Source organism: Peribacillus sp. NPDC096540 (assembly GCF_050278525.1).
In the GTDB taxonomy this organism is placed as follows: Bacteria; Bacillota; Bacilli; order Bacillales; family DSM-1321; genus Peribacillus.
Map to the genome: position 1 here is coordinate 17,804 of NZ_JBNNTG010000033.1, position 23,375 is coordinate 41,178.

Below are 23,375 nucleotides of genomic sequence, written 5' to 3' on the forward strand. Positions count from 1 at the left end.
TCCTTGAAGAATCATTTGTATACAGGTTTTTATTCCTTTTTTCAAAATACAGAAACAGGCGTTCTTTTTTTTTTGAGGAAAAGCAAAGTTTTTAGGTTATTTTTGTGGAAAATAACACGAATATATCTTTAGAAAATGGAAACCGACAATCTTTCTTTTTTTTTGTTGACAATCTTTCTTCACGAATGTAAGATATAACTTGTGCTTCAGTAGCACTTACCATTATGGCGGCGTAGCTCAGCTGGCTAGAGCGTACGGTTCATACCCGTGAGGTCGGGGGTTCGATCCCCTCTGCCGCTATCTTTTAATATTACGGCCCGTTGGTCAAGCGGTTAAGACACCGCCCTTTCACGGCGGTAACACGGGTTCGAATCCCGTACGGGTCATCAGATATAAAAAAAGCGCCTCAGCACACTCAATCGAGAAAGTGTACATGTGGCGCTTTTTTTATTGGTATTGAAGGCGAAAATAAGGGAAACATTTTAAATATATAAAAGAAGACAAGCCAGCAAGCTTGCCTTTATCTACACTATGAATAATTTCACAGGAAAAGTTGCTAATCTATTATTTTCAGCAGCAGTTTTATCCGCGTCTTCCTCCTCGACCTCCCCGTTTTGTTTCGGTGCTACGTTTAAGGGTTGTTAAGCGGTCTTCACTATCTTTTAAGAATTTAGCCATTTTTTGCTCAAAGTTTTCCTTGGGTTGGAAACTACTACCTTTTGAGCGGAAGTCTTTGGAACGGTTGTCGTTCCCTCTTCCTTGGCGCGGACGCGGTGTGTATGCAGGTTTTTGCTCGCCTTCAGGACGGTCTATCGCTTTTTTAATGGACAAGCCAATTTTGCCATCTTTCTCGACATTGATGACTTTCACTTCAACTGTATCGCCCACTTTTAAATGATCATTAATATCTTTGACATAGTTATCTGCTACTTCACTGATATGGACAAGACCTGTTGATCCTTGAGGGAGCTCTACAAATGCACCAAAATTAGTTATGCCTGTTACTTTACCTTGTAACTTGCTGCCTACTTCGATTGACATAAAAAAAATGTTCCTCCTTAGAAATGTTAAAAAATCTCTTCACACTATATTATAACGAAAGTAAAAAAACAGTGTCAATATTAGTCAATATCTTCCTTTGCTTTTGGAAGATTAAAAATGATTTCACCTTTGTCCGATAAGAAATAATCTCGTCTGGCAATTTTAGCAATATAGTCATCATCATTGAGTTTTACAATTTCTTCTTTAAGAAGGGTTTCACCTTTTTCCAATTTAGCTAACTTTACATCTAATTTTTCCTTCTGCTGTACTTTTTCATCCAGTGCAATATTTTGTGTAATGAGGGTGGAAACAGCCAAAATCAAAAAGATAGCGGCGAAAACTGAATACAGAGTTAATCTACGCATTAGACCTCGCTTCTTTTTTTCAACAGTTTGTACTTTTTTCTCTTGTAGAGCTACGTAGGGATTTTCTATTTTTGCCACTTTCCTCTTCCGAAGGCTACTCATGTTTTATCACTCCTCATTTCTTTTTAGTTCTCCATCTAATTAACATGCTACTTATAGAATTCTTTATTTTCAATAAAATCCCTTTTCCTTTATTATAAAACTTCCCGACGTTTTTTGTAACAAAAACCGGCAATAAATTCCATATCCTTGTTAGTATCCATTTTAAAGGTTTCCAGAAAATATTTAAAATAAAAAGAATTATTTTACCTATCCATTTTAAAAGGACTAAAACAAATTTGCCTATACCTATGATGATGGAAATTGCAGACACTATTATCCATTTTATCGGAAGAAATATCAGCATTTGAACCGATTTAGTTAAAAATCTGGCCACCTTTATTACCAGTAAAATCAAAAACTCTAAAAAGCGTTGATAAACTCCTTTAAAAAGTGCTTGATATGCTGAAAAGCCGCATAATAAGGCCAAAAACAAATATAGGCGAAACTCTCCTTCATTAACTAAGAACAAAACATAAAAAATAAGGAGACCCTGAATAATCCAGAAAAGAAAATCGTGGAGGAAGACAATCCATCTCTTCCTTACTGAACGCTTCAGAAATCGGTTATACGTATCGAGGGCAGCTCCAAAACAACTGCCCATGCCTATCATCGCAAGCAACGTATAAAATTGAATCGTTAAGGTCATTTGAACAGCTTGCCAAAGAAGCCTTTAGCTTTCTCCCCGGATTGCTCATCTAAATATACAAGGTCAAAAATCTTCCCCTTGATAGAAACAATCCCTTTATCGACGTCTAAATTCTTCATTTGCAAGTTCTGACCACGTATAGATAAAAAGCCCATTGACGTTTCAAGTAAAAATTCTTCATTATCAAAACTTTCCACTTGTTTTACTCCAGTAATATCCAATAAACGGCGGCCTTTCATCGTTACATCATGCTCTTGGATTGTTCCCTTTGTGTAACCAGCATTCGGATCAATATATTGGCTCATTTTTTCATCCCTCACAGTACCACTGATTTTGTACAAGTGTATGTCCGTAAGAGGGAAATTAGAACAAAGCCTGTCCTTACTCCTCTGCTAGCTTTTCTTCTTTTACAATTGTATACATATCGGCAGCAGCTTCTTTTTTCGTCGTTTCTTGAATTTTGTCAACGCGTACCGTAACTAACTTTTGACCAAAACGTACGGTTAACTCATCACCATCTTTAACATTCGAACTTGCTTTAGCCTGTTGACCGTTAATTGTAATTCTCCCTTTATCCGCTACTTCTTTCGCAAGGGTACGGCGCTTAATTAATCTTGATACTTTTAGGAATTTATCTAATCTCATCGACATTCAATTCTCTCCCTTAATTAAAGTCCTTTAGCTTTTGCCTCATCCCAAAATGAATCTAGTTCTTCTAATGAATAATCAGCAAACTTCTTGTCTTCCCTTTGAATACACTCTTCTATATATGTAAAACGCTGATGAAACTTCTGGTTTGCTTTGTAGACAGCTTCTTCTGCTTGTATGTCATAATAGCGCGAAATGTTGACAATCGCAAAAAAGAGGTCGCCCAACTCGGACTTTATCCGATCGATATCCGGATTCGAGTTCCGAATCTCATCTTCAAGTTCCTGCACTTCTTCTATAACCTTTTTCCAGGCTTCGGAAACTTCATCCCAGTCAAATCCGACCTTGGCAGCCCTTTTTTGATACTCCTCAGCACGAAGTAAGTTTGGCAGCGATTTTTCTATACCATCTAGAATCGATTGTGGAACATTCTTCTCGCTTCCTTTTTCTTCTTCCTTGATTTTCTGCCAGTTTACTAAAACATCTTCCTCACCGGTCACTTCTACATCTCCGAACACATGAGGGTGTCGTCGAACCATTTTTGCTGTAATTCCTTCGATCACATCATCTATTGTGAACATGCCCTCATCCTCTCCGATTTGCGCATGAAGCATCACTTGAAGGAGTACGTCTCCTAGTTCACCAATCACGCCCTCATCGTCCTCGGCATCAATTGAATCAATAAGTTCGTATGCCTCTTCTATTAAATATTTCTTCAAGCTTTTATGAGTTTGTTTCTTATCCCAAGGACATCCGTCAGGTCCCCTCAGTTCTGCGATGATCCGTCGCAGCTTAGAAAATTCACGATATTGTAATGCTTCTTCTTTAACGGGTGGCACATAGACACTCGTTAAGTTACTTAACTCCATTTGACGGTCCAGTTCATAAAGTGCACATTTCGTTACTTTTTCCTGGCTACTGCCAGCCGCTGTAACGATATATACCTCGTAGTCATCTGGAAGCTTTTCCATCAAAGTCAACTTCACATTGGACGCACTGAACGCGTCATACACCTGCCCGATTATCATATGCTGTCTAATATGCAGATCACTTGGTGAAAGAGCAGTTCCATCAAGAAGCTGAAATCCTTCAATTGGGTCAATTTGAACGGCCTGAAATAACGGATCAAGGAAACTTTGTCCTCCCTCTAGCTTAATGACAATACCTCTAGCTGGACCTTTCTCTAGCAATAGCTGGACCGTTTTTTCTGCAACCATTGGATGCCCTGGAACCGCGTAAAGAACAGAACTTTTTATAGCTTCCTGTAATAATGCTTCTGAAATTTCCTCGTATACCTCTTCAAATTGATCGTGTTTTTCATATACCTTGTCAAAAGCAGTAAACTTGATTCCTTCAATTTTTAAATCCACGATCACCGGATGATCTATCGTCCGGACGAAGCATTCTTTTGTCTCTGCTAATTTCTTGTAAATCCCAAATGGAAGCTGGTCTAAATCGCCTGCCCCAAGACCTATTATAGTAATCTCATTCATGATTTCATTTACTCCTATTCGTTATGATAAATCGTTTAAACTTTGACCCTACAGGTATAAGGGAGAGTTCTTCCTGATCAAATAAACCTGCACGAAAGACAGTAATAACAAAAATAACTGCACCAATTCCCACACCAATCAACGCTTGAATTGTAGCTAACAGTCGGCTTTCATCTGGCAATAACGCTTGAAATACGGTATTGAATAACAAAACGGATATGCCCATGTAGACCGTACTCTTTAAAATTATAAACAGCTGCTTCTTTTCAATTAAAGGTGTCTTTATATGTACTTTCAATACCATATAAAACAATACAGTCATGATTATAAAGGCAAGTACTGTTGCAGAGGCTGCCCCTGCAATTTTGTAACGGGGCACAAGAACAAGGTCCAACGCCCATTTACTGCACACCCCTACAATCGTAATCATCACTGGGGCAATCGAATGCCCTAAACTTTGAATAACAGCCGCTTTCGCCATTATGAGCGATGTAAATAATATCGATAAGGAGAAAATTGCTAAAGTAATTGTCCCCTTGGCGTCAGTAAACAACATATAATTTACCGGTTTCATCGTTACTACCAACCCAATTGCGGCCGCCATTCCAATAGTCATACTTACACGCAGTGCTAATTTTATCTTATTAAGTAACTCCTGTTCATTTTTCCTCTGAACGTATTCGGCAATAACTGGTACAAGTACCAATGCAAAAGAGTTCGCCACGACTGTCCCTAGCTGAAGCAAGGGCTGTCCACGGTCATAAACCCCTTTCCATTCTTTTGCTTCTATTTCTTCCATCCCCGTTTCCCTTAGTAGCGAATACAGGTGCAGTGAATCAACGAACTGAAACAAAATTAGAATAAGGCCCGTGATGCAAAAAGCCAAACCTTGAAAGATCAACGCTTTGGAAATCCTGAAGAAAATTGCCGGTCTCATTTTTATTTCCGAAAAAAGCTTCCATTCTTCTCTTAAGAAAACGAAAGCAAGAAGTATAATCAGCCCTGTTATGCCACCCGTAATCGAACCGAAGACTGCGCCCTTACCGACATCATAATAAGAGTAATTCCAATGCACCAATAGAGTAGACAACACCAGTATTGTTAAAACCCGGATACATTGTTCAGCGACCTGCGAACTTGCCGTAGGGATCATGTCGTTTATTCCTTGGAAATAGCCCCTTAAAACAGAAGAAAGCGGCATTAACAAATAGGAAAAAGCAATGATTTTCAGCAGACCCGATAGTTGCGGGTCTTTCATCATCCCCGCAATCCATTCTGCACCTAGAAACAGTACAATAAACATCATAATCCCTATCGAACATAAGACGACAAACGAGGTCAATAAAATATCTTTAACCGAAAAACTATTATTAGAAGACTCCCGTTCTGCAATTAGTTTAGATATAACAACCGGGAAGCCTAGTGTAGATAGCGTTAAAGCAACACCATAGAACGGATATACCTGCTGATATGTATAAAACCCGATATCTCCAGCTATGTTCTGATAAGGAATGCGATAGGCCGCACTCAAAATCTTTACGATAATTGCGGCTGCACTTAGGATTAACGCTCCCCTGAAAAGTTCATTTGAAGTTTTATTAGGCTTTACAGCCATTTTTTTTCCCCTTTTCACTCATATGTGGTAGTAATTATAGCATAGTTGAGTGGTTGTTTTTCATATCTTAACCATACTGTTAATGATTTTCCAATTCCCACAAAGAGGCTTGGACCACCCGCTTTAAATGTTCCTTTATATTTTTTTGTCTTTATTAAAGAACAAAAAGGACAGCGATTGCTGCCCTTTTTACATCCAAAAATATAATGGCATGTCCTAAACTATTGTTCCATTTGTCTTGCTAGGAAACTTGCTGCTGTTTCAACCGATTTCTGTTCCACTTCGCCTAATGTTCCTTCTTTAGAGAAAATCAAGACGGCACCAATCGGGTCACCACTCGCAATAATTGGAGCTGCTGTATATGATTGAACCTCTTCATCATTCGAATCCACGAAGGAAATCTGTCCATTTGGAGATTCCAGTACGGGATTTCTTTCTTCCATGATCTTTTCTACTAGTTCACTAACACTTTTATTTAAGTATTCTTTTTTAGATCCGCCTGCCACTGCAATGTAAGTATCCCGGTCACAGATCATAACTGGGTTTCCAAGGCTATCATAAAGTGCTTCTGCATATTCTCTTGCAAAATCGCCTAATTCACTAATAGGAGAGTATTTCTTTAAGATGACTTCTCCATCTCTGTCCACAAAAATTTCTAATGGATCACCTTCACGAATGCGGAGAGTCCTTCGAATTTCTTTCGGGATGACAACTCTTCCTAAATCATCAATTCGGCGAACGATACCAGTTGCTTTCATCTAATGTTGCCTCACTTTCCTCTAATTGATTTGATAAATCCTCTTTTCGTAGCAAAATCAACACCAGCTATTGTACTTAGTATTTTTCTAATGGTAAGTTCTATGCACTTTGAAAAAATTTTTCTTTTTGATACACTTTTTTACCTTCACATCTTAAAAAACAGACAATTTCAAAAGGACATTCATTTTCTTTAATTTTTTGTTGCTTGAATTTCTTTTTTTACATGTTGTAGGCCCTTAGCCATCTCAAAGAGGATGTCTAACCACTTGCTTTGTTCTACACCTTTAATGTGTAAGACAAGCTTCATTCGATTGCCATCCATACCAAAGCCAACCATTCGGCCGTACTTCGATCCTAGCTCAAATACCTTTTGTCCATCTATGCCGCTACTTACTTTTTCCCTGAGAAGAATGCTGATTTCCTGCTTCAATTGCTTAATGCTTTCAATTCCAGCTTTTTCAGCATACACCTTCATTTCAGCAATTAGAAATAAATAGGCGACTTCTTCAGGATATTCACCGAATCGATCGAGCATTTCATCTTGTAATTCTTCCACTTCTTCTAGAGAAGTAATACCTCTGAATCTTTTATACATTTCGATTTTCTGATGTCCATCCGCTATGTAGGCATCAGGAATATACGCATCTACTTCAACGTCAATTTCAAGTGAAGCCTTTTCTTCAACTGGTTGATCATTACGTTTCGCCTCAACGGCTTCTTTCAACATTTGCGAGTACAAATCAAAACCGACTGAATCGATGAAGCCATGTTGTTGAGCTCCCAGTATATTCCCAGCTCCCCTGATGGATAAGTCACGCATCGCAATTTTGAACCCTGATCCCAATTCTGTAAATTCCTTAATGGATTGAAGACGTTTTTCTGCTACTTCCGTCAAAACTTTATCTTTTCTGTAAGTAAAGAATGCATATGCTACCCGATTGGATCGTCCAACACGCCCACGCAGCTGATAAAGCTGGGAAAGTCCCATTCTATCTGCTTCATTCACAATAAGCGTATTGACATTCGGGATATCCACACCGGTCTCTATAATAGTTGTACTTACTAAAACATCGTATTCGCCTTCTAAAAATCCAAACATAACGGCTTCTAGTTCCTGCTCTGACATTTGCCCGTGGGCATATGTAACGCGGGCATCCGGCACCAACATGGAAATTTCTTCTGCTTTTCTTGCTATATCTTCTACCCGATTATAAAGAAAATAAACCTGACCATCCCTGGCCAATTCTCGCTCAATCGCTTCTGTTACCAGCGAGCCATTATACTCCATTACATACGTTTGGATTGGGAAACGGTTCTCTGGAGGTGTTTCGATGACAGACAAATCCCGCACGCCAAGCATGGACATATGGAGAGTCCTTGGAATTGGCGTCGCTGTCAAAGTCAATACATCGACATTGGTTTTTAAGCGTTTGATTTTTTCCTTATGTGTTACGCCAAACCGCTGTTCTTCATCAATAATAAGCAAACCTAAGTCTCGATACACAATATCTTTGGATAAAATTCTGTGCGTACCTACAACGATATCCACCGTTCCAGCTTTTAATCCTTTAATCGTTTCCGTCTGCTGCTTTTTCGTCCGAAAACGACTCATAAGCCCAATCGAAATGGGATAGTCCTGAAAACGCTCTCTCAACGTTTCAAAATGCTGTTGGGCAAGGATGGTGGTTGGAACGAGAAAAGCAACCTGCTTGCCATCCATAATAGCTTTAAAAGCAGCGCGAATAGCTACCTCTGTCTTCCCATAACCGACATCACCACATAATAAACGGTCCATTGGCCTTTCACGTTCCATATCTTTTTTAATCTCTACAATAGAACGCAGTTGGTCTTCTGTTTCGTTATAGGCGAATGATGTTTCAAATTCCCTCTGCATATCCCCATCAGGTGAAAAGGCATAACCCTTTGCCGCTTCCCTTTCTGCATATAGCTTGATTAAATCATCCGCAATATTCTCAACAGATGATTGAACCTTGCTTTTAACACGTTTCCATTCCGTCCCACCTAATTTGTAAAGCTTCGGCTCCTTACCTTCGGAACCGACATATTTTTGGACAAGATCAATTTGGTCAACTGGTACATACAGCTTGTCATCCGCCTGATACCGGATATGTAGATAATCCTTATGAACTCCATTGATGGTTAGCGTTTCAATTCCTAAATATTTCCCGATACCATGGTTAACATGAACGACATAGTCACCGATTTTCAGTTCGGAATAACTCTTTATTCGCTCCGCATTTGATAGTTTCTGCCTGCGAATTGATTTTTTAGATTTCTTATTAAATAATTCCGTTTCCGTAATAATACTAAATTTTTGCATAGGTAATTCAAAGCCACTGTTAAGGCTTCCGCGTAAAATCTGTACTTTTCCCGGAAGAATACTGTTCGCATCAAAAAGCTCTGCCGCTTCAATATCATAATCAGCTAGAACCGAATGCAGCTTTTTCACCCGTTCATCATCCTGGCCTAGTATAACAACTGTATACTTTCCTTTTTTCCAACGTTCCAGTTCAGTTTTAAACACATTCATCTGTCCGTGGAAATTTTGCATTTGTTTACTGGCAAAATTCAGGATATTCTGAGGATTTGTATGCGGTACATGCCGTAAAAATAATGAAAGATACACAAACGGCCTGTTTGATTTCATAATTAATTCCTGCATGGGATGAGCCATTTTTATGTCATGGATAATCTGCCCCTGACTTAAAAGGTCTGTATACCATCCTGCCTCTTCCTTTTCCAACGAATCATTAATTTCCTGGATTCTACTGATTTCATCTAAGAAAACTAATCCATTTACAGGTAAATAGTCTATTAAACTAGCGGGTTCCTCATAAGCTAAACTTAAGTATTTAAAGATTTGGTCGGGTTTATTCCCCATTTTCAGCTGTTCAAGTTCCGAGCTGATCGTTTGAACCAGTTGTTCCTTTGTTTTTTCATCTTTAAGTTTCTTCAAACTTTTACTTAATCCGCTTTCGAGTTTCGATATAATTCTTTCAATATGCCTTTTCTCTAGCAAGGCCTCACTAACAGGACCGATTGTCACTTTTTGAAGCTTCTCAATTGATCGCTGATCTTCTGTTGAAAAGGTTCTAATGGAATCTATTTCCGTATCAAATAACTCAATTCGAATTGGATTTGGTTCCGTAATCGGATATATATCGATGATACCGCCCCGGATGCTAAATTCTCCTGGAGAAGCTACCATTTCCGCCCGGTTATAGCCCATTGCAATAAATTGATTAAGTGTTGGGTCAAGTTCAATATCTTCCCCTAGCTTAAAAGTAAGCTGATGCCTCTTCCAAATATCCTTTGGAGGAAGAACACGGCGAACACCAGGAATTGGCGCAATGACAATCCCTTTCTTTCCCTCCGCCCAAAAATTCAATGCCTCTACACGTTGGGCTCTTAATTCCGGACTGGCTACACCCAAATCAGCCGCAATTAACTCATTGGCGGGATATATATATAGTTCGTCCTCTGGGATAAAACTAGATAAATCCTCATGGAATTTTTGTGCTTGCAATAAATTATGGGTTACTAATAAAATCGGCCTGTTCGTCTTTTCATATACGGCCGCCAGCAGAAGTGATCTCGAAGAACCTGTTAGACCAGATACTATTTGTTCCTTAAGTCCCTCATCAATGCCAGCTATTAACGAATGAACATCATCTTGTTTGGAGAATAAGTTTTGCAATCCATTCACAATTTGTCCCTCCTCTCTTAACGTGCGAAAACCGTTTCAAGTCCTTGTATTTTTAACCCGGCATATTCAGCCAAGGTGTCTCTTTATTAACTAGCTCATTCACTATCTTCATATCCTTAAAGCAGAACAAATGGAAAAATGCTTTGGATTTTGTCCAAAGCCCTCTCCCGCTAATGAATAATATAATCGCTTTCATATAATTCTGGGTTTCTTTGCAGCGATTCATGACAATCTTCACATATCGCCCTCACATGCATATCTCCCACAGAATCATAAACGATCATCTCTTGACGCTCTTCATCAGTAAGTTGATTAAAACCTAACTGCTCCGTACTCAGTGCGTGTGCCTCGATTGAGCCTAGCTTAGTTCCACAATGTCGGCAACGATAATGGAGAGCCATTTGGTAACCCCCTATTTTGTAATAGTGTTAGTATGTACAAAAGTAAGGGGGATTTATTCAGCGAAAGATTTTATTCTTTACTTATATCTACTCTTAGCTTATTGGTTATATTCGTTCATGACCTGTATAAATGGTTTTTCCAACCAAGCTTCACAAGAAGCGGCGCTTTTTTCAATCGTAGCCCCGACATGATTCCATTCTTCTTGAGAGAAACGCCCCAATACATAGTCAGGTACTGGAATATGGCCGATTGGGCGACCGATACCTATTCTAATTCGGTTAAAATCTTGTGTACCTAAATGAGAAATTGTAGATTTTATTCCATTATGACCGCCTGCACTTCCTTTTTGACGAAGACGGATTTTTCCTGGCGGTAAATCGAGGTCATCATATATAACAACCACATCCACTATTTCCACCTTAAAGAAATGCATAACAGCCGAAATCGATTCACCTGATAAATTCATGTAGGTTAACGGCTTAAGCAATAAAACCTTTTCTCCCCGTACCATTCCTACACCATAGATTCCCTTATGCTTGGCTTGATCGAGTGAGATCGACCACTTTTTAGATAACTCATCTATTACTTCAAAACCGACGTTATGCCGTGTTTTTTCATATTGTCTACCTGGGTTCCCTAACCCTACAATAATTTTCATGATTCACACTCCGTCATTACCGATATTTAGGGAGTTACGTGTGGACGAAAATTCTAAGATCAGAATGACCCTAGAAAAATAGTACCTCAATTTCAAGCTTACCTGCAAGCGACCGGAGAACTAATTAGAAATAAAGTCTATTTAAAGAAACCTATTCCTAAAAGTTACCAGACCTAAATGGACGCATCCAGAAGTAGAAAAGACGTAACTCATTAAGAGCTACGCCTATTATACCATGACTTACTTGTTTAATCCCGGCATCATGACTCTGGTGAAGCCTTAGTCTCCCTGCCTTCTTCATTATCAGGAATACCGCCATCTTGCTGTTCACCTGTACTAATTTCCTCTTCCTGACGAGGTGCCAATACTGAGGCAACAACTTCTTCACCATCGTGGTTAATTGTAACTTGCTGATTTGTTTGAATGTCAGATATGTAGATTGTATCGCCGACCTGAAGCTCAGTAACGTCAACATTAATGGATTCAGGAATATCATTAGGCTTAGCCGTAACCGTTACTTCATGAAGAGACTGCTGTAGAACTCCACCGTCTTTCACTCCTTTACAGACACCAGTAAGGTTGAGGCGTACTTGTGCCTGTAATTGAGCAGACATATCTACAATTAAAAAGTCAGCATGATAAATGAAATTCTTTATCGGATCCTTTTGGTAATCAGAGAGCATGACTTTAAACTTAGTTCCTTCTAAGTCAAGAGAAATAATACCATTTCGGCCTATTTCTTTTAGTGTTTTTTGAAGTTCAATATTATTGACTGAAATGGCCTTACTGCCGTTTTGATTACCATATACAATAGCCGGGATTTCTCCACTTTCTCTCAAGTTCCTTAAATTAGAATGTTTTAAATCCGTACGTTCTTTTGCAGCTAATAAATTACTCATACATCCTCCGCCTTCCTAAAATATTAATTACAGGTTCACTATAATTAACAGTTCCCTAAATAGCGATGCATTAAACATGAAAGGAATGACAGAAAGCTCTAATATGAACATTAACGTATGATAATCAAAGAAAAATATCGCATTAAATTCTTTTTTTCTCACTCCTTTCAGTATTTTATCACAGGTTTTTCAACACCAGACTTTATGCATGAATCGCCTTTTTTTCTACCTGCTCCTCAACTTGCATGACTCTATTAAGAATTTGGCTAGCCAAAGATGAGTAAAGAATATTGTCCTTTTTCCGTGGCCTTGGTAGATTAATTTCCTTATTCATAACCACTTTGCCTTCTTCAATTAAGATGACTCGGTCAGCCAGTGTAACCGCTTCTTCCACATCATGTGTAACGAGTAAGGCAGTAAAGTCTCTTTTTCTCCATAATTCTTCAATTAACCTTTGCATCTCGATTCTTGTCAAAGCGTCCAGTGCCCCTAATGGTTCATCCAAAAGAAGAATGTCAGGTTCGTTCACCAATGCCCTAGCTAAGGCTACCCTTTGTCTCTGCCCTCCCGATAGAACCGATGGCCATTCATATGCTCTATCTGCCAGCCCCACCTGCTCTAGTAGCTCTATAGCCCTTGGCTTCCAATCCCCTTTTAAACCAACACCAACATTTTGGAGGATTTTTTTCCAAGGAAAAAGCCTCCCATCCTGAAACATCGTGCGGGATGATCGATTCAGTCCGTTTAGTGACTCGCCATCCACCAGTACCTTCCCGTCCGTTGGTTCATCCAGGCCTGCAGCAAGCCGTAGTAGGGTACTTTTCCCGCATCCACTCTTGCCGACAATGGCTACAAATTCTCCTTTTTTAAAAGTAAGGTCTATTCCCTTTAAAACTTCAAAACCTCCAAAACCCTTCCTAATATTCTGCAGCTCCAATGAACTACCACTTTTCATATAAAAAGCCTCCTCATTGGTATGATGGATGCCATTTCAAGCATCTTTTTTCTATTACCTTTGCAAAAACATCTGATATTTTCCCTAATAAAGCATATAAGAGAATACTGAGTACAACGATATCCATTCTCATGAATTCCCTAGCATTCATAGCCATATACCCAATTCCAGAATTGGCGGATATCGTTTCCGCGACTATTAATGTGACCCACATAATCCCAAGCGAAAAGCGGATGCCCACTAAAATGGATGGAAAAGCTGCTGGGAGAATCACATTCCAGAATAAAGAAAAACTGCTTAACCCATAAACCTTCGCAGCTTCAATTAAACCTTTATCGACCGACTTCACACCATGAAACGTATTTAAATAGATCGGAAATAGAACTCCTAAGGCAACTAAGAATATTTTCGCTTCTTCCTCAATACCAAACCAAAGAATTACTAGCGGAATCAAGGCTAAATGCGGGATGTTTCGCAACATCTGAAGCGAAGTATCGAATAATGTTTCAGCAATGGATGAAAGCCCATTTAACATACCAAGTACAAAGCCAATAATCCCACCAATCAAAAAGCCGATTAAGGCACGTTGTGCGCTGATGCCGATATAGTCTATTAGTTCACCTGTTTTCAATAAAGCAATGCCTGCTTGAAGTACTTCAGTCGGTGCAGGTAATATCCGATCCGACAGAATGTCCCACAATGACAGCAACTGCCAAGCTACTAGTAGAAGAACAGGAACAAGCCATGTTATGAAAGGAAACTTATTGAACCTTTTCTTTAACTTTTTCTTCATGTTTATTTTCACTTCCTTTTGTAGGGTAGTGGTTGCTAGCTAATATTTCTCCAAATGGGCTCGTAGCTTTTGACACGGGACCTTGCAGATGTTCAACAGGGAGTAGAGGGAATAATAGTTCCGCCACGCGGTATGCTTCTTCTAAATGAGGATAGCCAGATAAAACAAAGGATTCTACCCCAATTTCTTCATATTCTTTCATTCGTGCAGCAACGTTTTCTGCACTTCCGACTAATGCCGTACCGGCGCCACCGCGCACAAGACCTACGCCTGCCCATAGGTTAGGGCTGATTTCAAGGGAATCCCTACTGCCATTATGAAGTTGGGACATCCTCTTCTGACCAACTGAATCAAACCGCTCGAAAATCCTTTGTGAATTTTCAATCATTTCATCATCTACATATTTAATAAGTTCATCTGCAGCCTGCCATGCTTCTTCTTCTGTTTCCCTTACAATGACATGCATACGGATACCAAATCGGACTTCGCGGCCGTACTCTGCTGCTTTTTTACGTACTTTTTCAATTTTTTCAGCCACTTGTGCTGGTGGCTCACCCCAAGTTAGATACACATCAATATGCTTTCCTGAAATATCTATGGCTGGGTCAGATGAACCTCCAAAGTATAGTGGAGGGTAAGGTTTTTGTACCGGAGGCAACAGAATATTTCCACCTTCAACCTTTAAGTGCTCCCCTTCAAAATCTACCTGCTCTCCAGACATTTCCGCTCTCCAAATATCCAAAAATTCATCTGTTAACCTATAACGATCCGTATGGTTCAGAAATACACCATCACCAGCCAATTCGACAGGATCTCCTCCAGTTACTACATTGATTAAAAGACGACCACCCGACAATCGGTCAAAGGACACAGCCATCCGGGCTGCCAAGGTTGGTGACATTAAACCTGGACGAATGGCTACTAAAAATTTCATTCTTTCCGTTGCAGATATTAATGAAGATCCCACTACCCAGGCATCTTCACAAGACCGTCCTGTTGGAAGTAATGCTCCTTCAAACCCAAGATGGTCAACTGCCTGAGCAATTTGCTTCAAATAAGGAAGTGTAATGGGTCTCCCACCCTTAGTTGACCCTAAATAACGACTTTCTCCATGTGATGGAATAAACCAAAATACTTTCATTTTTATTTCCCCCTTAATTTTTTTTAACATCTATTGATGCATCGAAAACATTTACTTCGGCTGGAATTAATTTAAGATTGTAAAATGTATTAGCAATTTGTTGTTGATCGTTCAGAACCGTTTTTGAAATTTCCTCGAGTCCATATTCTTTTCTTTTTAATGTTTTATCTAATGCCTCAACACTCATCCCAATTTCTGGAGCTAAAAACTCTGCAACATCCCTCGGGTTTTCTTCTATCCATTTATCTACTTTTTTCAGTTCCTCTTTAATAATCTTCAAGACTTCTTTTTTCTCTGCGAATGTATCAGTTGCCAAAAAGAATTCGCGATTCGCCACTAATCTATCTCCATCCTGAATCGTTTTTGTTTCCAGTTCTAGTTCCGCTGCGGATAAAAACGGGTCCCATATTACCCAAGCATCAATCTGATTTCCTTCAAAAGCGGCTCTCGCATCAGCCGGTGGCAAGTAGACGGGCTGAATATCGTCTAGAGTCAGATCGGCCTCCTCTAATGCTTTAACTAATAAATAATGAACATTGGACCCTTTATTCAAGCCTACTTTCTTGCCTTTTAAATCTTCCACTTTCTTTATAGTCGAATCCTTCTGCACGACTATGGCTTCTCCTGTGGGGTTTGCTGGCTGATTAGCCACGTAGACAAGTGGGGCCTTAGCAGCCTGTGCAAATATCGGTGGTGCCTCTCCTGTGTGCCCAAAATCAAGGCTTCCAACATTCAAAGCCTCAAGCAGCTGAGGCCCAGCAGGAAATTCAGTCCACTTAACGGTATAACCTACTTCTTTTAAATGTGTTTCCAGATCTCCTTTTGATTTTAAAATATTTAATGTCCCGAATTTTTGATACCCGATTCGGATAGTCTTATCACTTTCTTTTGCGTCAGCACTCTTTGTACTGCTTTTTTCCTGCCCACATGCTCCTAATACCAGCATAATGATGCTAAGAATACTCAGTATCCACACATTGCGTTTTTTCTCCATACTCTACACCCCTCATTAAACTGATTTGTATAAAATAAAAAGCTCCTTTTCTTCACCAAAAGTACAATAGGTCAAAAAGATGCCTAATGTGAAATGGTAAGTGAAAAGGAGCCTTCGGTAGCCCGATCGGCCATTTAATTTGTGAGCTTTTTTCTTACTCAGAATCAGAAAGAGAGTTTTTTCTTTAGATTCATAAAATATAAATTAAATATGTATACATATTAATATTAGTATTCACACCTGTCAACTAAGAATTAGTGTATTTTTCGGAATAATTCAAATATATTATATAAAAAAACATGGCGGACACTTATGCCCACCATGTTTTCTTTATTTTTTATCAATCAAATAATGTGCTAACAGATTGTTCTTCATGAACACGAATAATTGCTTCCGCAATCAAAGGAGCTACAGAAAGCCCAACAATTTTATCGATTTTCTTGTCTTCAGATAGAGCAATCGAATTTGTTACGACCAGTTCCTTGATAGTTGAATTTTGAATCCGTTCGATGGCTGGGCCTGAAAGGACTGGGTGTGTACAACAAGCATAGACCGCTTTCGCACCATTCTCTACAAGTGCATTAGCTGCAAGTGTAATAGTACCTGCTGTATCGATGATGTCATCAATCAGGATTGCCGTTTTCCCTTCAATATTACCGATGATGTTCATGACTTCAGCCACATTCGGTCTTGGACGACGCTTATCGATAATAGCAATCGGTGCTTTTAAGCGATCTGCCATTTTACGGGCACGCGTTACTCCACCATGATCCGGAGAAACGATGACAATATCACTTAGATCTTTTTCTTTGAAGAAGTCAGCTAAAATTGGAACTGCAACAAGGTGATCAATTAGAATATCGAAGAAACCTTGGATTTGTGGCGCGTGAAGATCCAAGGTGATGACACGATGGGCTCCAGCTGTTTCTAAAAGATTCGCTACAAGTTTAGCTGTAATTGGTTCACGAGCACGTGCTTTACGGTCTTGTCGAGCATAACCATAATAAGGCATTACTATATTGATTGTTTTAGCTGAAGCACGTTTTAGAGCATCGATCATAATTAAAAGTTCCATTAAATTTTCATTGACTGGTTGGCTTGTTGATTGGATTACGTAAACGTCACAGCCACGAATACTTTCTTCAATATTAATCTGAACTTCACCATCACTGAAACTTGTTACGCTACATTTTCCAAGTTCAACACCGATTGCAGCAGCAATTTCTTGAGCTAAATCAAAGTTTGAATTTAAAGAGAATACTTTTAAATTAGGATCTAAATACTGATTTGACATGATGACCTCCGTGGGTTAATTATTAAATTTTAACTTCTTCACATAATCTTCTTTGTTAACTTGACGAGCACGAGCAACAGATAAAGCTTCCTCCGGTACATCTTGAGTGATGGTTGACCCGGCAGCTACATATGCCCCTTTTGCTATCGTTACAGGTGCAACAAGATTTGAATTACAGCCTATAAAAACATCGTCTTCAATCTTCGTCAAATGTTTATTTGTACCGTCATAATTCACGGTAATAGATCCGCAGCCAATATTAACATTCTCTCCAACTTCTGCATCTCCAATATAACTCAAATGAGAGGCTTTGCTTCCTTTACCAAAAACGGTTTTTTTAATTTCGACAAAATTACCGATTTTAACAGAATCCTGAATATCGGATTGAGGTCGAACATGTGCAAAAGGACCGATTTTAACCGAACTTCCAATACTGCTTTCGTGTACAACTGATTGGTGGATCTCAGTTCCATCACCAATTTCACAATCACTGATCTCCGAATTTGGACCAATCAGGCAATCCTGACCGATTATACTTCTTCCTTTAATCAATGACCCGGGATAAATAACCGTATCCTGTCCAATTTTCACATCTGCTTCAATAAACGTTGTAAGTGGATCGATAATCGTTACACCATTTCTCATATGTGATTCATTGATACGATTCCGTAAAGTTTGCTCAGCCTGCGATAAAGCCACTCGGTCGTTTACACCCAATGTCTCATCAAAATCACTTGATTGAAAGGCCGTCACCAATTCGCCTTCTTGCTTTAAAATTTCAATAACATCCGGTAAATAATATTCACCTTGGACATTATCATTTGAAACTTTTTTCAGCGCGCTAAATAATGCCTGGTTATCGAAACAATACGTACCGGTATTTATTTCCTTAACATATCTTTCTTCATCGGAGGCATCCTTATGCTCGACGATTTTCTCAACCATGCCGCTCTCACTGCGAAGAACTCTGCCATAGCCATCCGGGTTATCCGCATATGCTGTCAGAATCGTTGCTTTCGCCTGACTTTGCTCATGTAATGTTATAAGTGCTTCCATCGTCTCTGCTTTGATTAACGGCGTATCTCCACAAATAACAAGGGTAATTCCGCTCTTATCGGATAAAACGTCTCCCGCTTGCATTACAGCATGTGCCGTGCCTAATTGCTGCTCTTGTAATGCATACTTGCAAGAATCCCCAAGCTGTTCTTGAACTTTTTCAGCTCCATGGCCGATAACGGTTACAATATCTTCTATCTGAAGTTTATTGACTTGATCGATAACATGTTGTACCATTGGTTTTCCGCAAACAGGGTGTAAAACCTTGTAAAGCTTAGATTTCATCCTTGTGCCTTGCCCAGCGGCCAAAATTATTGCATAGCGATTACTCATAACAGGCCTCCATTTTCACCTTTTTATCCACTAAAAATATTATCTCAAATAGTGATTCATTTCAAGGTAACAATTAAAAGTACATATTATTGTCAACAGCTAAATCGAGAAAAAGTTCAACTTTCTACCTACTCGCAAACTTTATTTTTGATGTTTTATTATCCTTTAATATTAATTATTTGCCTACAAAAATGAGGTTTTTTCATTATCCCTTTAATGGAAAGTAGTACACAAATGATACCTTCTCACCCTTTCCAATACGTTCCACTCCTTATGTTAAAGCACTGCTACAATTGCATTTTGCCCTATGTAAACATCATTATGAAGCACAGCCACTGTTGTAAACTTTCATTCCGAATCCGAGTTACCTAGTCATTTCACATTCAAACTTTCACATGTTACGTTAATATCTTTATAAAATAGTTAAAATGCCTTTTAACTAAAAAGAATAAAAAATTAGTGTGTCCAAAAAGGTTTAAAAAATAAAAAGAGAGGGTATTTGAAATTTTGAAGATATTAACATATATAATACAAAACAAACTAATAATGGAATAAAAAAGTAATTAAAGTTGCTAAGTAAAGAAACTGTCCTGTTTTGAAAAAAATAAAAAAGAGCACTACTTATGAAGTAGGCTCTAGATGCACGAATTTTAAATTTAAAGATCAAAATTAAGAGTGATTAAGAAGCTCCAGCTCCCGCTTCCTCTAATTCAGTTTCAAGTTCTCCTAATCGATGATATTCTGTCAAGACAGCTTCTTGAATTTTCCCGCGTGTTGAGGAATTGATTGGATGCGCGATATCTCGGAATTCTCCATCTGGAGTTCGTTTACTTGGCATTGCTACAAATAAACCATTATTTCCGTCGATTACACGAATATCATGAACCACAAATTCATTATCCAGTGTAATTGATGCGATAGCTCTCATACGACCATCCGTATTCACACGGCGTAATCTTACGTCAGTTACTTCCATTTAAGCTCACCATCCCTTTTTGTTGTTGTTAAAACTTAAAGTACATATTCAACAAAAAAACGTGAACTCCTTCTATTATCTGTAAGTTTTTTAGAAAATTCAGCCTAGTTTTCAAAAAAAATAAAAATCTCCCTTAAATTCCTTGGAAAATGCCCATGACGAATTCCCCCTAAAAAAGACAAAATAAAAAACGCCCGTTTATTTAACGAGCGCAACCACTTCTATTTCCACTAGTGCATCTTTAGGAAGACGAGCAACCTCTACACAAGAGCGTGCAGGCTTATGATTTGAAAAATATTCCCCATACACTTCATTAATTGAACCGAAATCATTCATACTTTTAATAAATACTGTAGCTTTAATGACTGTTTCTAAAGAGGCCCCTGCTTCTTTCAATACAGCCTGAAGGTTTTTAAACACTTGATGTGTTTGTTCTTTAACATCTCCTGTTACCATTTCACCAGAAGCAGTAAGAGGAATTTGACCTGAACTGAAAAATAACTTATCTACTATCACGCCTTGTGAATATGGACCAATTGCAGCTGGTGCTTCATTTGTATGTATCGTTTTCATGAAAAATTCCCCCTAATCTTTTTTCGTAAGATAATTGCCACGACTGACATTTATTTTCTTATCTCTTTCGACTACCTGAGTCAATTTGATTAATGAAACATAGTCCTCTACAAGACATTCTTCTGTATGTTCGGATTCGACAAGCACGGCAATTCCTGCAACGGAAGCCTTAAATTCATCCAGCAAGCTGACCATACCATTTATCGTACCTCCAGCTTTCATGAAATCATCAACAATCAATACATTCGAACCCTCTACCAGACTTCTTTTTGAGAGCACCATTGTCTGAATTCTCTTTGAAGAACCAGAAACATAATTAATACTCACTGTAGAGCCTTCTGTTACTTTATTATTTCTTCTTACTATGACGACAGGAACATTCAAATAATTTGCCACTGCGTATGCTAATGATATCCCTTTGGTAGCCATTGTCATGATGACTGAAACATTTTTTTTAGCATACATGGAAGCGATTATTCTACCAACCTTATTCACCGTTTGCGGATGTCCCAATATGTCGGTCATATACAGATAGCCGCCCGGAAGTAGCCTTTCAGGACTAGCGATTGTATCACATAGTTCATCTATAAAGGCATTGGCTTCATCTTCCTTGATGGAAACAATATATTTCACTCCACCCGCGGCACCTGGCACGGTCGTTAAAGATCCTATACCGCGTTGTTCAAAGGTATCTTTAATGATTGTTAAATCCTCACTTATCGAAGATTTGGCAGAACTATACCTTTCAGCAAAGTAGGTCAGTGAAACAAGTTCCCCTGGATGTTCTAATAAATAATTTGTCATATCGACTAGCCTCTCGCTGCGACGAAATTTCATTGAAACACCCCCTTTGTAAATTCCGAATATTATATTGCAACTATACCATTAATGTACGTCTCTATTCAAGGTCGTTTCGATCACCTAACAAGCGCACTGCATAGACTTGATCACAAAATCCGCGAAGACCATTATAAATTCTTTGCATGCGGGAATCATGTTCCACCAAACCAAAAACGGTCGGACCGCTTCCGCTCATTAAGACCGAATCTGCTCCAAATGTCTTCATTTGATCTTTAATATTTGCAACCTCGGGGTATAACTGCAACGTCACTTGCTCAAGTACATTCCCCAAACCTTGGCAAACATCTTGATAGCTGCTTTCCTTAATGGCTGAAATCATACCAGGGACATCTGGATGCTCCATTTTTGCAATTTGCAGCCTTTTGTATATATCTGCCGTCGATACACCGATTGTCGGTTTAGCTAAAATAACCCAGCATTTTGGCGGTGCAGGAAGATGCGTGATTTTTTCCCCACGACCTCTAGCCAACGCTGTACCCCCATACACACAAAATGACACATCAGAGCCAATTTCAGCTCCGATTTCCGCAAGCTCATCCATAGAAAGACCAAGCTTCCACAGTCTATTTAAACCTCTTAATGTAGCAGCTGCATCACTGCTTCCACCTGCAAGTCCCGCTGCTACAGGTATATTTTTCTCTATAGTAATAGAAACACCTTTATTAATTCCAAAACGTTCCTTTAGGATAAATGCAGCTTGATAAGCTAAATTCCGATGATCATCCGGAACAAATCGATTATGGGATAAAATCTTAATGTGATTTCCCTTTATTTCTTTTAGTTCAATTCTATCGGCAAGGTCGACTGTCGTCATGATCATTTCTACCTCATGATACCCATCAGGCCGTTTGAAAAGCACATCCAAAGCCAAATTAATCTTAGCCGGGGCTTTTTCCATAAGCTTCAATATGTCCACCTACTTTAACGTTCTTAAAAGTTCTTGTCCTATTTTATCATATTTGTTTATATTCTAAAGGTTTTTTCATCGTAATTTCAATGTATTGAAGTGGAGATTGAACTATAGAGAGGAATAGACACCTATAGGCACATGGAAGAAGGGATCACCCCAAGTGTTAATATGCAGCAAACTTGTACTGACCCATGCATAAAAAAACCAGACTCCATATCTACAATGTAAGCATAAATGAATATGGCTATACATTGTAGAAAGAGTCTGGCCTTATTCATAAGGACAGCATGATTCCATTTAGTGTTTGTCTTACTCTTTATCCACCAATTGACGTTGTGCTTTTTCGACAGCTAATTTTACCATGTTTCCCGCGTCCCGAGCTCGAATTCCTCCCCAGCCCTCTTTCTGGACAACATCGTAAAATCCAAGTTCTTTTGCCAATTCCTCTTTAAAACCTTCTGACATAATCCCCTTTTTTCTACTCAAGCGAAACAACCCCTTTCACATGCTGTCACATGCCTAGTGTTTGCATCATACGTTATTTCATAACATCCTTTTTCATCCTAAACTAGTTAGTATTAGATATTTAACACAAAACAAAAAGCAGCAAACATAATTGTTCGCTGCCTCCTCTAAGTTACATCTCTTGTTGTTTGTTTAAAAATGTTAGTTCCACGGTTTCCGTTAAAACATCCGCATAGCTGTAAGATACTCTTTCAAACGCATTTTCATCTTGGTCGAGCTCAATTACAAAAACAGCCGGATAAGTTTCCGCCAAAGTTCCAAAACGTTCTACAGTCTTTCTTCTTCCACCGTTTGCTTTTAAAAGCAATCTTTTACCTAGGTTTGAATCAAGTGCAGTTTTAATATCAGCTAGAGTTTTTGGCATTTTCGGTCCACCTCACTAAGTTTAGTATATCACAAATTGTAAATATACGCAAACAAAATAATAAATTATATCAGCACTTAAAAATGTAGTCAATATATTTTTACCCGAAATTCGGCAAAATCGCGAACATTTTTATTATATCCTGAAAAATGAGAAAATATGTAAACGAACTATTCATTATAAAAAATGCCGAATTTTCGTAAATAAATCCACTTCTAGGCTCCTTTTATCTAGAAAAAGCAAAC

The 23,375-nt window shown here is 38.8% G+C and carries 24 protein-coding genes and 2 tRNA genes; 2 read left to right on the forward strand and 24 right to left on the reverse strand.

Annotation, left to right across the window (positions count from 1 at the left end; all coding sequences use genetic code 11):
- Positions 1–226 precede the first annotated feature (226 nt).
- Together ACQKMR_RS22505 and ACQKMR_RS22510 are read left to right on the forward strand one after the other, a co-directional pair.
- A tRNA-Met gene (locus ACQKMR_RS22505) sits at positions 227–300 on the forward strand.
- 14 nt (positions 301–314) lie between these two features.
- Positions 315–386 (forward strand) — tRNA-Glu (locus ACQKMR_RS22510).
- Between the two features lie 196 nt (positions 387–582).
- Here the strand turns inward: ACQKMR_RS22510 and ACQKMR_RS22515 are convergent.
- The 24 genes from ACQKMR_RS22515 to veg all read right to left on the reverse strand — a co-directional run bounded on the left by ACQKMR_RS22515 (position 583) and on the right by veg (position 23,130).
- A complete protein-coding gene (locus tag ACQKMR_RS22515; RefSeq protein ID WP_053348982.1) occupies positions 583–1,041 on the reverse strand; it encodes a S1 domain-containing RNA-binding protein in 459 nt (152 codons plus the stop codon).
- An 80-nt stretch (positions 1,042–1,121) separates the two neighbouring features.
- Entirely contained in the window at positions 1,122–1,508 is a 387-nt protein-coding gene (locus ACQKMR_RS22520) for an FtsB family cell division protein (protein WP_427699314.1), read from the reverse strand.
- Positions 1,509–1,521: 13 nt separating this feature from the next.
- Positions 1,522–2,154 carry a spore cortex biosynthesis protein YabQ gene (gene yabQ / locus ACQKMR_RS22525; protein WP_427699315.1) on the reverse strand — a complete coding sequence of 211 codons (633 nt, stop codon included), beginning with the start codon at positions 2,152–2,154 and terminating at the stop codon, positions 1,522–1,524.
- Complete coding sequence (gene yabP, locus ACQKMR_RS22530; protein ID WP_053348985.1) at positions 2,151–2,459, reverse strand: sporulation protein YabP; 309 nt, start codon at positions 2,457–2,459, stop codon at positions 2,151–2,153. The genes yabQ and yabP overlap by 4 nt, the downstream gene beginning before the upstream one ends.
- A 76-nt stretch (positions 2,460–2,535) precedes the next feature.
- Positions 2,536–2,799 (reverse strand): RNA-binding S4 domain-containing protein, encoded by a 264-nt coding sequence (locus tag ACQKMR_RS22535; RefSeq protein ID WP_034316386.1) that lies wholly within the window; start codon positions 2,797–2,799, stop codon positions 2,536–2,538.
- Between the two features lie 23 nt (positions 2,800–2,822).
- Positions 2,823–4,295 (reverse strand): nucleoside triphosphate pyrophosphohydrolase, encoded by a 1,473-nt coding sequence (mazG, locus tag ACQKMR_RS22540; RefSeq protein WP_427699316.1) that lies wholly within the window; start codon positions 4,293–4,295, stop codon positions 2,823–2,825.
- Between the two features lie 4 nt (positions 4,296–4,299).
- A complete protein-coding gene (locus ACQKMR_RS22545; RefSeq protein ID WP_427699317.1) occupies positions 4,300–5,910 on the reverse strand; it encodes a putative polysaccharide biosynthesis protein in 1,611 nt (536 codons plus the stop codon).
- A gap of 221 nt (positions 5,911–6,131) precedes the next feature.
- Positions 6,132–6,668 (reverse strand): stage V sporulation protein T, encoded by a 537-nt coding sequence (gene spoVT, locus ACQKMR_RS22550; protein ID WP_289314085.1) that lies wholly within the window; start codon positions 6,666–6,668, stop codon positions 6,132–6,134.
- 191 nt (positions 6,669–6,859) lie between these two features.
- Complete coding sequence (mfd, locus tag ACQKMR_RS22555) at positions 6,860–10,396, reverse strand: transcription-repair coupling factor (protein WP_427699318.1); 3,537 nt, start codon at positions 10,394–10,396, stop codon at positions 6,860–6,862.
- Positions 10,397–10,566: 170 nt separating this feature from the next.
- Complete coding sequence (locus ACQKMR_RS22560) at positions 10,567–10,797, reverse strand: anti-sigma-F factor Fin (RefSeq protein ID WP_427699319.1); 231 nt, start codon at positions 10,795–10,797, stop codon at positions 10,567–10,569.
- A 98-nt stretch (positions 10,798–10,895) separates the two neighbouring features.
- Positions 10,896–11,456, reverse strand: a complete 561-nt coding sequence (pth, locus tag ACQKMR_RS22565) for an aminoacyl-tRNA hydrolase (RefSeq protein WP_427699320.1) — start codon at positions 11,454–11,456, stop codon at positions 10,896–10,898.
- Positions 11,457–11,716: 260 nt separating this feature from the next.
- The gene (locus ACQKMR_RS22570) at positions 11,717–12,355 is read right to left on the reverse strand and encodes a 50S ribosomal protein L25/general stress protein Ctc (RefSeq protein ID WP_427699321.1); all 639 of its coding nucleotides are present in this window, start codon (positions 12,353–12,355) and stop codon (positions 11,717–11,719) included.
- A gap of 202 nt (positions 12,356–12,557) precedes the next feature.
- A complete protein-coding gene (locus ACQKMR_RS22575) occupies positions 12,558–13,310 on the reverse strand; it encodes an ATP-binding cassette domain-containing protein (protein ID WP_427699322.1) in 753 nt (250 codons plus the stop codon).
- 13 nt (positions 13,311–13,323) lie between these two features.
- On the reverse strand, positions 13,324–14,103 hold the full coding sequence (gene ssuC / locus ACQKMR_RS22580) for an aliphatic sulfonate ABC transporter permease SsuC (RefSeq protein ID WP_427699323.1): 780 nt from the start codon (positions 14,101–14,103) through the stop codon (positions 13,324–13,326).
- A complete protein-coding gene (ssuD, locus tag ACQKMR_RS22585) occupies positions 14,072–15,244 on the reverse strand; it encodes an FMNH2-dependent alkanesulfonate monooxygenase (protein WP_427699324.1) in 1,173 nt (390 codons plus the stop codon). The genes ssuC and ssuD overlap by 32 nt, the downstream gene beginning before the upstream one ends.
- Before the next feature lie 13 nt (positions 15,245–15,257).
- Positions 15,258–16,238 carry a sulfonate ABC transporter substrate-binding protein gene (locus tag ACQKMR_RS22590; RefSeq protein WP_427699325.1) on the reverse strand — a complete coding sequence of 327 codons (981 nt, stop codon included), beginning with the start codon at positions 16,236–16,238 and terminating at the stop codon, positions 15,258–15,260.
- Positions 16,239–16,578: 340 nt separating this feature from the next.
- Positions 16,579–17,532: a ribose-phosphate diphosphokinase gene (locus ACQKMR_RS22595; protein WP_061440331.1), complete on the reverse strand. Its 954-nt coding sequence runs from the start codon at positions 17,530–17,532 to the stop codon at positions 16,579–16,581.
- A 15-nt stretch (positions 17,533–17,547) separates the two neighbouring features.
- Positions 17,548–18,921, reverse strand: a complete 1,374-nt coding sequence (glmU, locus tag ACQKMR_RS22600) for a bifunctional UDP-N-acetylglucosamine diphosphorylase/glucosamine-1-phosphate N-acetyltransferase GlmU (RefSeq protein ID WP_427699326.1) — start codon at positions 18,919–18,921, stop codon at positions 17,548–17,550.
- A 679-nt stretch (positions 18,922–19,600) separates the two neighbouring features.
- Entirely contained in the window at positions 19,601–19,897 is a 297-nt protein-coding gene (spoVG, locus tag ACQKMR_RS22605; RefSeq protein ID WP_034316332.1) for a septation regulator SpoVG, read from the reverse strand.
- A gap of 198 nt (positions 19,898–20,095) precedes the next feature.
- Positions 20,096–20,470, reverse strand: coding sequence for a RidA family protein (locus ACQKMR_RS22610; RefSeq protein WP_427699327.1), 375 nt, complete (start codon positions 20,468–20,470; stop codon positions 20,096–20,098).
- A 12-nt stretch (positions 20,471–20,482) separates the two neighbouring features.
- Positions 20,483–21,307 (reverse strand): pur operon repressor, encoded by an 825-nt coding sequence (gene purR / locus ACQKMR_RS22615; RefSeq protein WP_427699328.1) that lies wholly within the window; start codon positions 21,305–21,307, stop codon positions 20,483–20,485.
- A gap of 61 nt (positions 21,308–21,368) precedes the next feature.
- Positions 21,369–22,238: a 4-(cytidine 5'-diphospho)-2-C-methyl-D-erythritol kinase gene (ispE, locus tag ACQKMR_RS22620; RefSeq protein WP_427699329.1), complete on the reverse strand. Its 870-nt coding sequence runs from the start codon at positions 22,236–22,238 to the stop codon at positions 21,369–21,371.
- Between the two features lie 312 nt (positions 22,239–22,550).
- Positions 22,551–22,727, reverse strand: coding sequence for a small, acid-soluble spore protein, alpha/beta type (locus tag ACQKMR_RS22625; RefSeq protein WP_053349002.1), 177 nt, complete (start codon positions 22,725–22,727; stop codon positions 22,551–22,553).
- A gap of 151 nt (positions 22,728–22,878) precedes the next feature.
- Complete coding sequence (gene veg / locus ACQKMR_RS22630; RefSeq protein WP_034316343.1) at positions 22,879–23,130, reverse strand: biofilm formation stimulator Veg; 252 nt, start codon at positions 23,128–23,130, stop codon at positions 22,879–22,881.
- Between the last annotated feature and the right edge of the window lie 245 nt (positions 23,131–23,375).

Bases quoted from the DNA above. Each gene is read 5' to 3' on its own strand.
- ACQKMR_RS22515 (WP_053348982.1), bottom strand. From the start codon at position 1,041: ATGTCAATCGAAGTAGGCAGCAAGTTACAAGGTAAAGTAACAGGCATA.
- ACQKMR_RS22520 (WP_427699314.1), bottom strand. From the start codon at position 1,508: ATGAGTAGCCTTCGGAAGAGGAAAGTGGCAAAAATAGAAAATCCCTAC.
- yabQ (WP_427699315.1), bottom strand. From the start codon at position 2,154: ATGACCTTAACGATTCAATTTTATACGTTGCTTGCGATGATAGGCATG.
- yabP (WP_053348985.1), bottom strand. From the start codon at position 2,459: ATGAGCCAATATATTGATCCGAATGCTGGTTACACAAAGGGAACAATC.
- ACQKMR_RS22535 (WP_034316386.1), bottom strand. From the start codon at position 2,799: ATGAGATTAGATAAATTCCTAAAAGTATCAAGATTAATTAAGCGCCGT.
- mazG (WP_427699316.1), bottom strand. From the start codon at position 4,295: ATGAATGAGATTACTATAATAGGTCTTGGGGCAGGCGATTTAGACCAG.
- ACQKMR_RS22545 (WP_427699317.1), bottom strand. From the start codon at position 5,910: ATGGCTGTAAAGCCTAATAAAACTTCAAATGAACTTTTCAGGGGAGCG.
- spoVT (WP_289314085.1), bottom strand. From the start codon at position 6,668: ATGAAAGCAACTGGTATCGTTCGCCGAATTGATGATTTAGGAAGAGTT.
- ACQKMR_RS22560 (WP_427699319.1), bottom strand. From the start codon at position 10,797: ATGGCTCTCCATTATCGTTGCCGACATTGTGGAACTAAGCTAGGCTCA.
- pth (WP_427699320.1), bottom strand. From the start codon at position 11,456: ATGAAAATTATTGTAGGGTTAGGGAACCCAGGTAGACAATATGAAAAA.
- ACQKMR_RS22570 (WP_427699321.1), bottom strand. From the start codon at position 12,355: ATGAGTAATTTATTAGCTGCAAAAGAACGTACGGATTTAAAACATTCT.
- ACQKMR_RS22575 (WP_427699322.1), bottom strand. From the start codon at position 13,310: ATGAAAAGTGGTAGTTCATTGGAGCTGCAGAATATTAGGAAGGGTTTT.
- ssuC (WP_427699323.1), bottom strand. From the start codon at position 14,103: ATGAAGAAAAAGTTAAAGAAAAGGTTCAATAAGTTTCCTTTCATAACA.
- ssuD (WP_427699324.1), bottom strand. From the start codon at position 15,244: ATGAAAGTATTTTGGTTTATTCCATCACATGGAGAAAGTCGTTATTTA.
- ACQKMR_RS22590 (WP_427699325.1), bottom strand. From the start codon at position 16,238: ATGGAGAAAAAACGCAATGTGTGGATACTGAGTATTCTTAGCATCATT.
- ACQKMR_RS22595 (WP_061440331.1), bottom strand. From the start codon at position 17,532: ATGTCAAATCAGTATTTAGATCCTAATTTAAAAGTATTCTCTTTAAAT.
- glmU (WP_427699326.1), bottom strand. From the start codon at position 18,921: ATGAGTAATCGCTATGCAATAATTTTGGCCGCTGGGCAAGGCACAAGG.
- spoVG (WP_034316332.1), bottom strand. From the start codon at position 19,897: ATGGAAGTAACTGACGTAAGATTACGCCGTGTGAATACGGATGGTCGT.
- ACQKMR_RS22610 (WP_427699327.1), bottom strand. From the start codon at position 20,470: ATGAAAACGATACATACAAATGAAGCACCAGCTGCAATTGGTCCATAT.
- purR (WP_427699328.1), bottom strand. From the start codon at position 21,307: ATGAAATTTCGTCGCAGCGAGAGGCTAGTCGATATGACAAATTATTTA.
- veg (WP_034316343.1), bottom strand. From the start codon at position 23,130: ATGCCAAAAACTCTAGCTGATATTAAAACTGCACTTGATTCAAACCTA.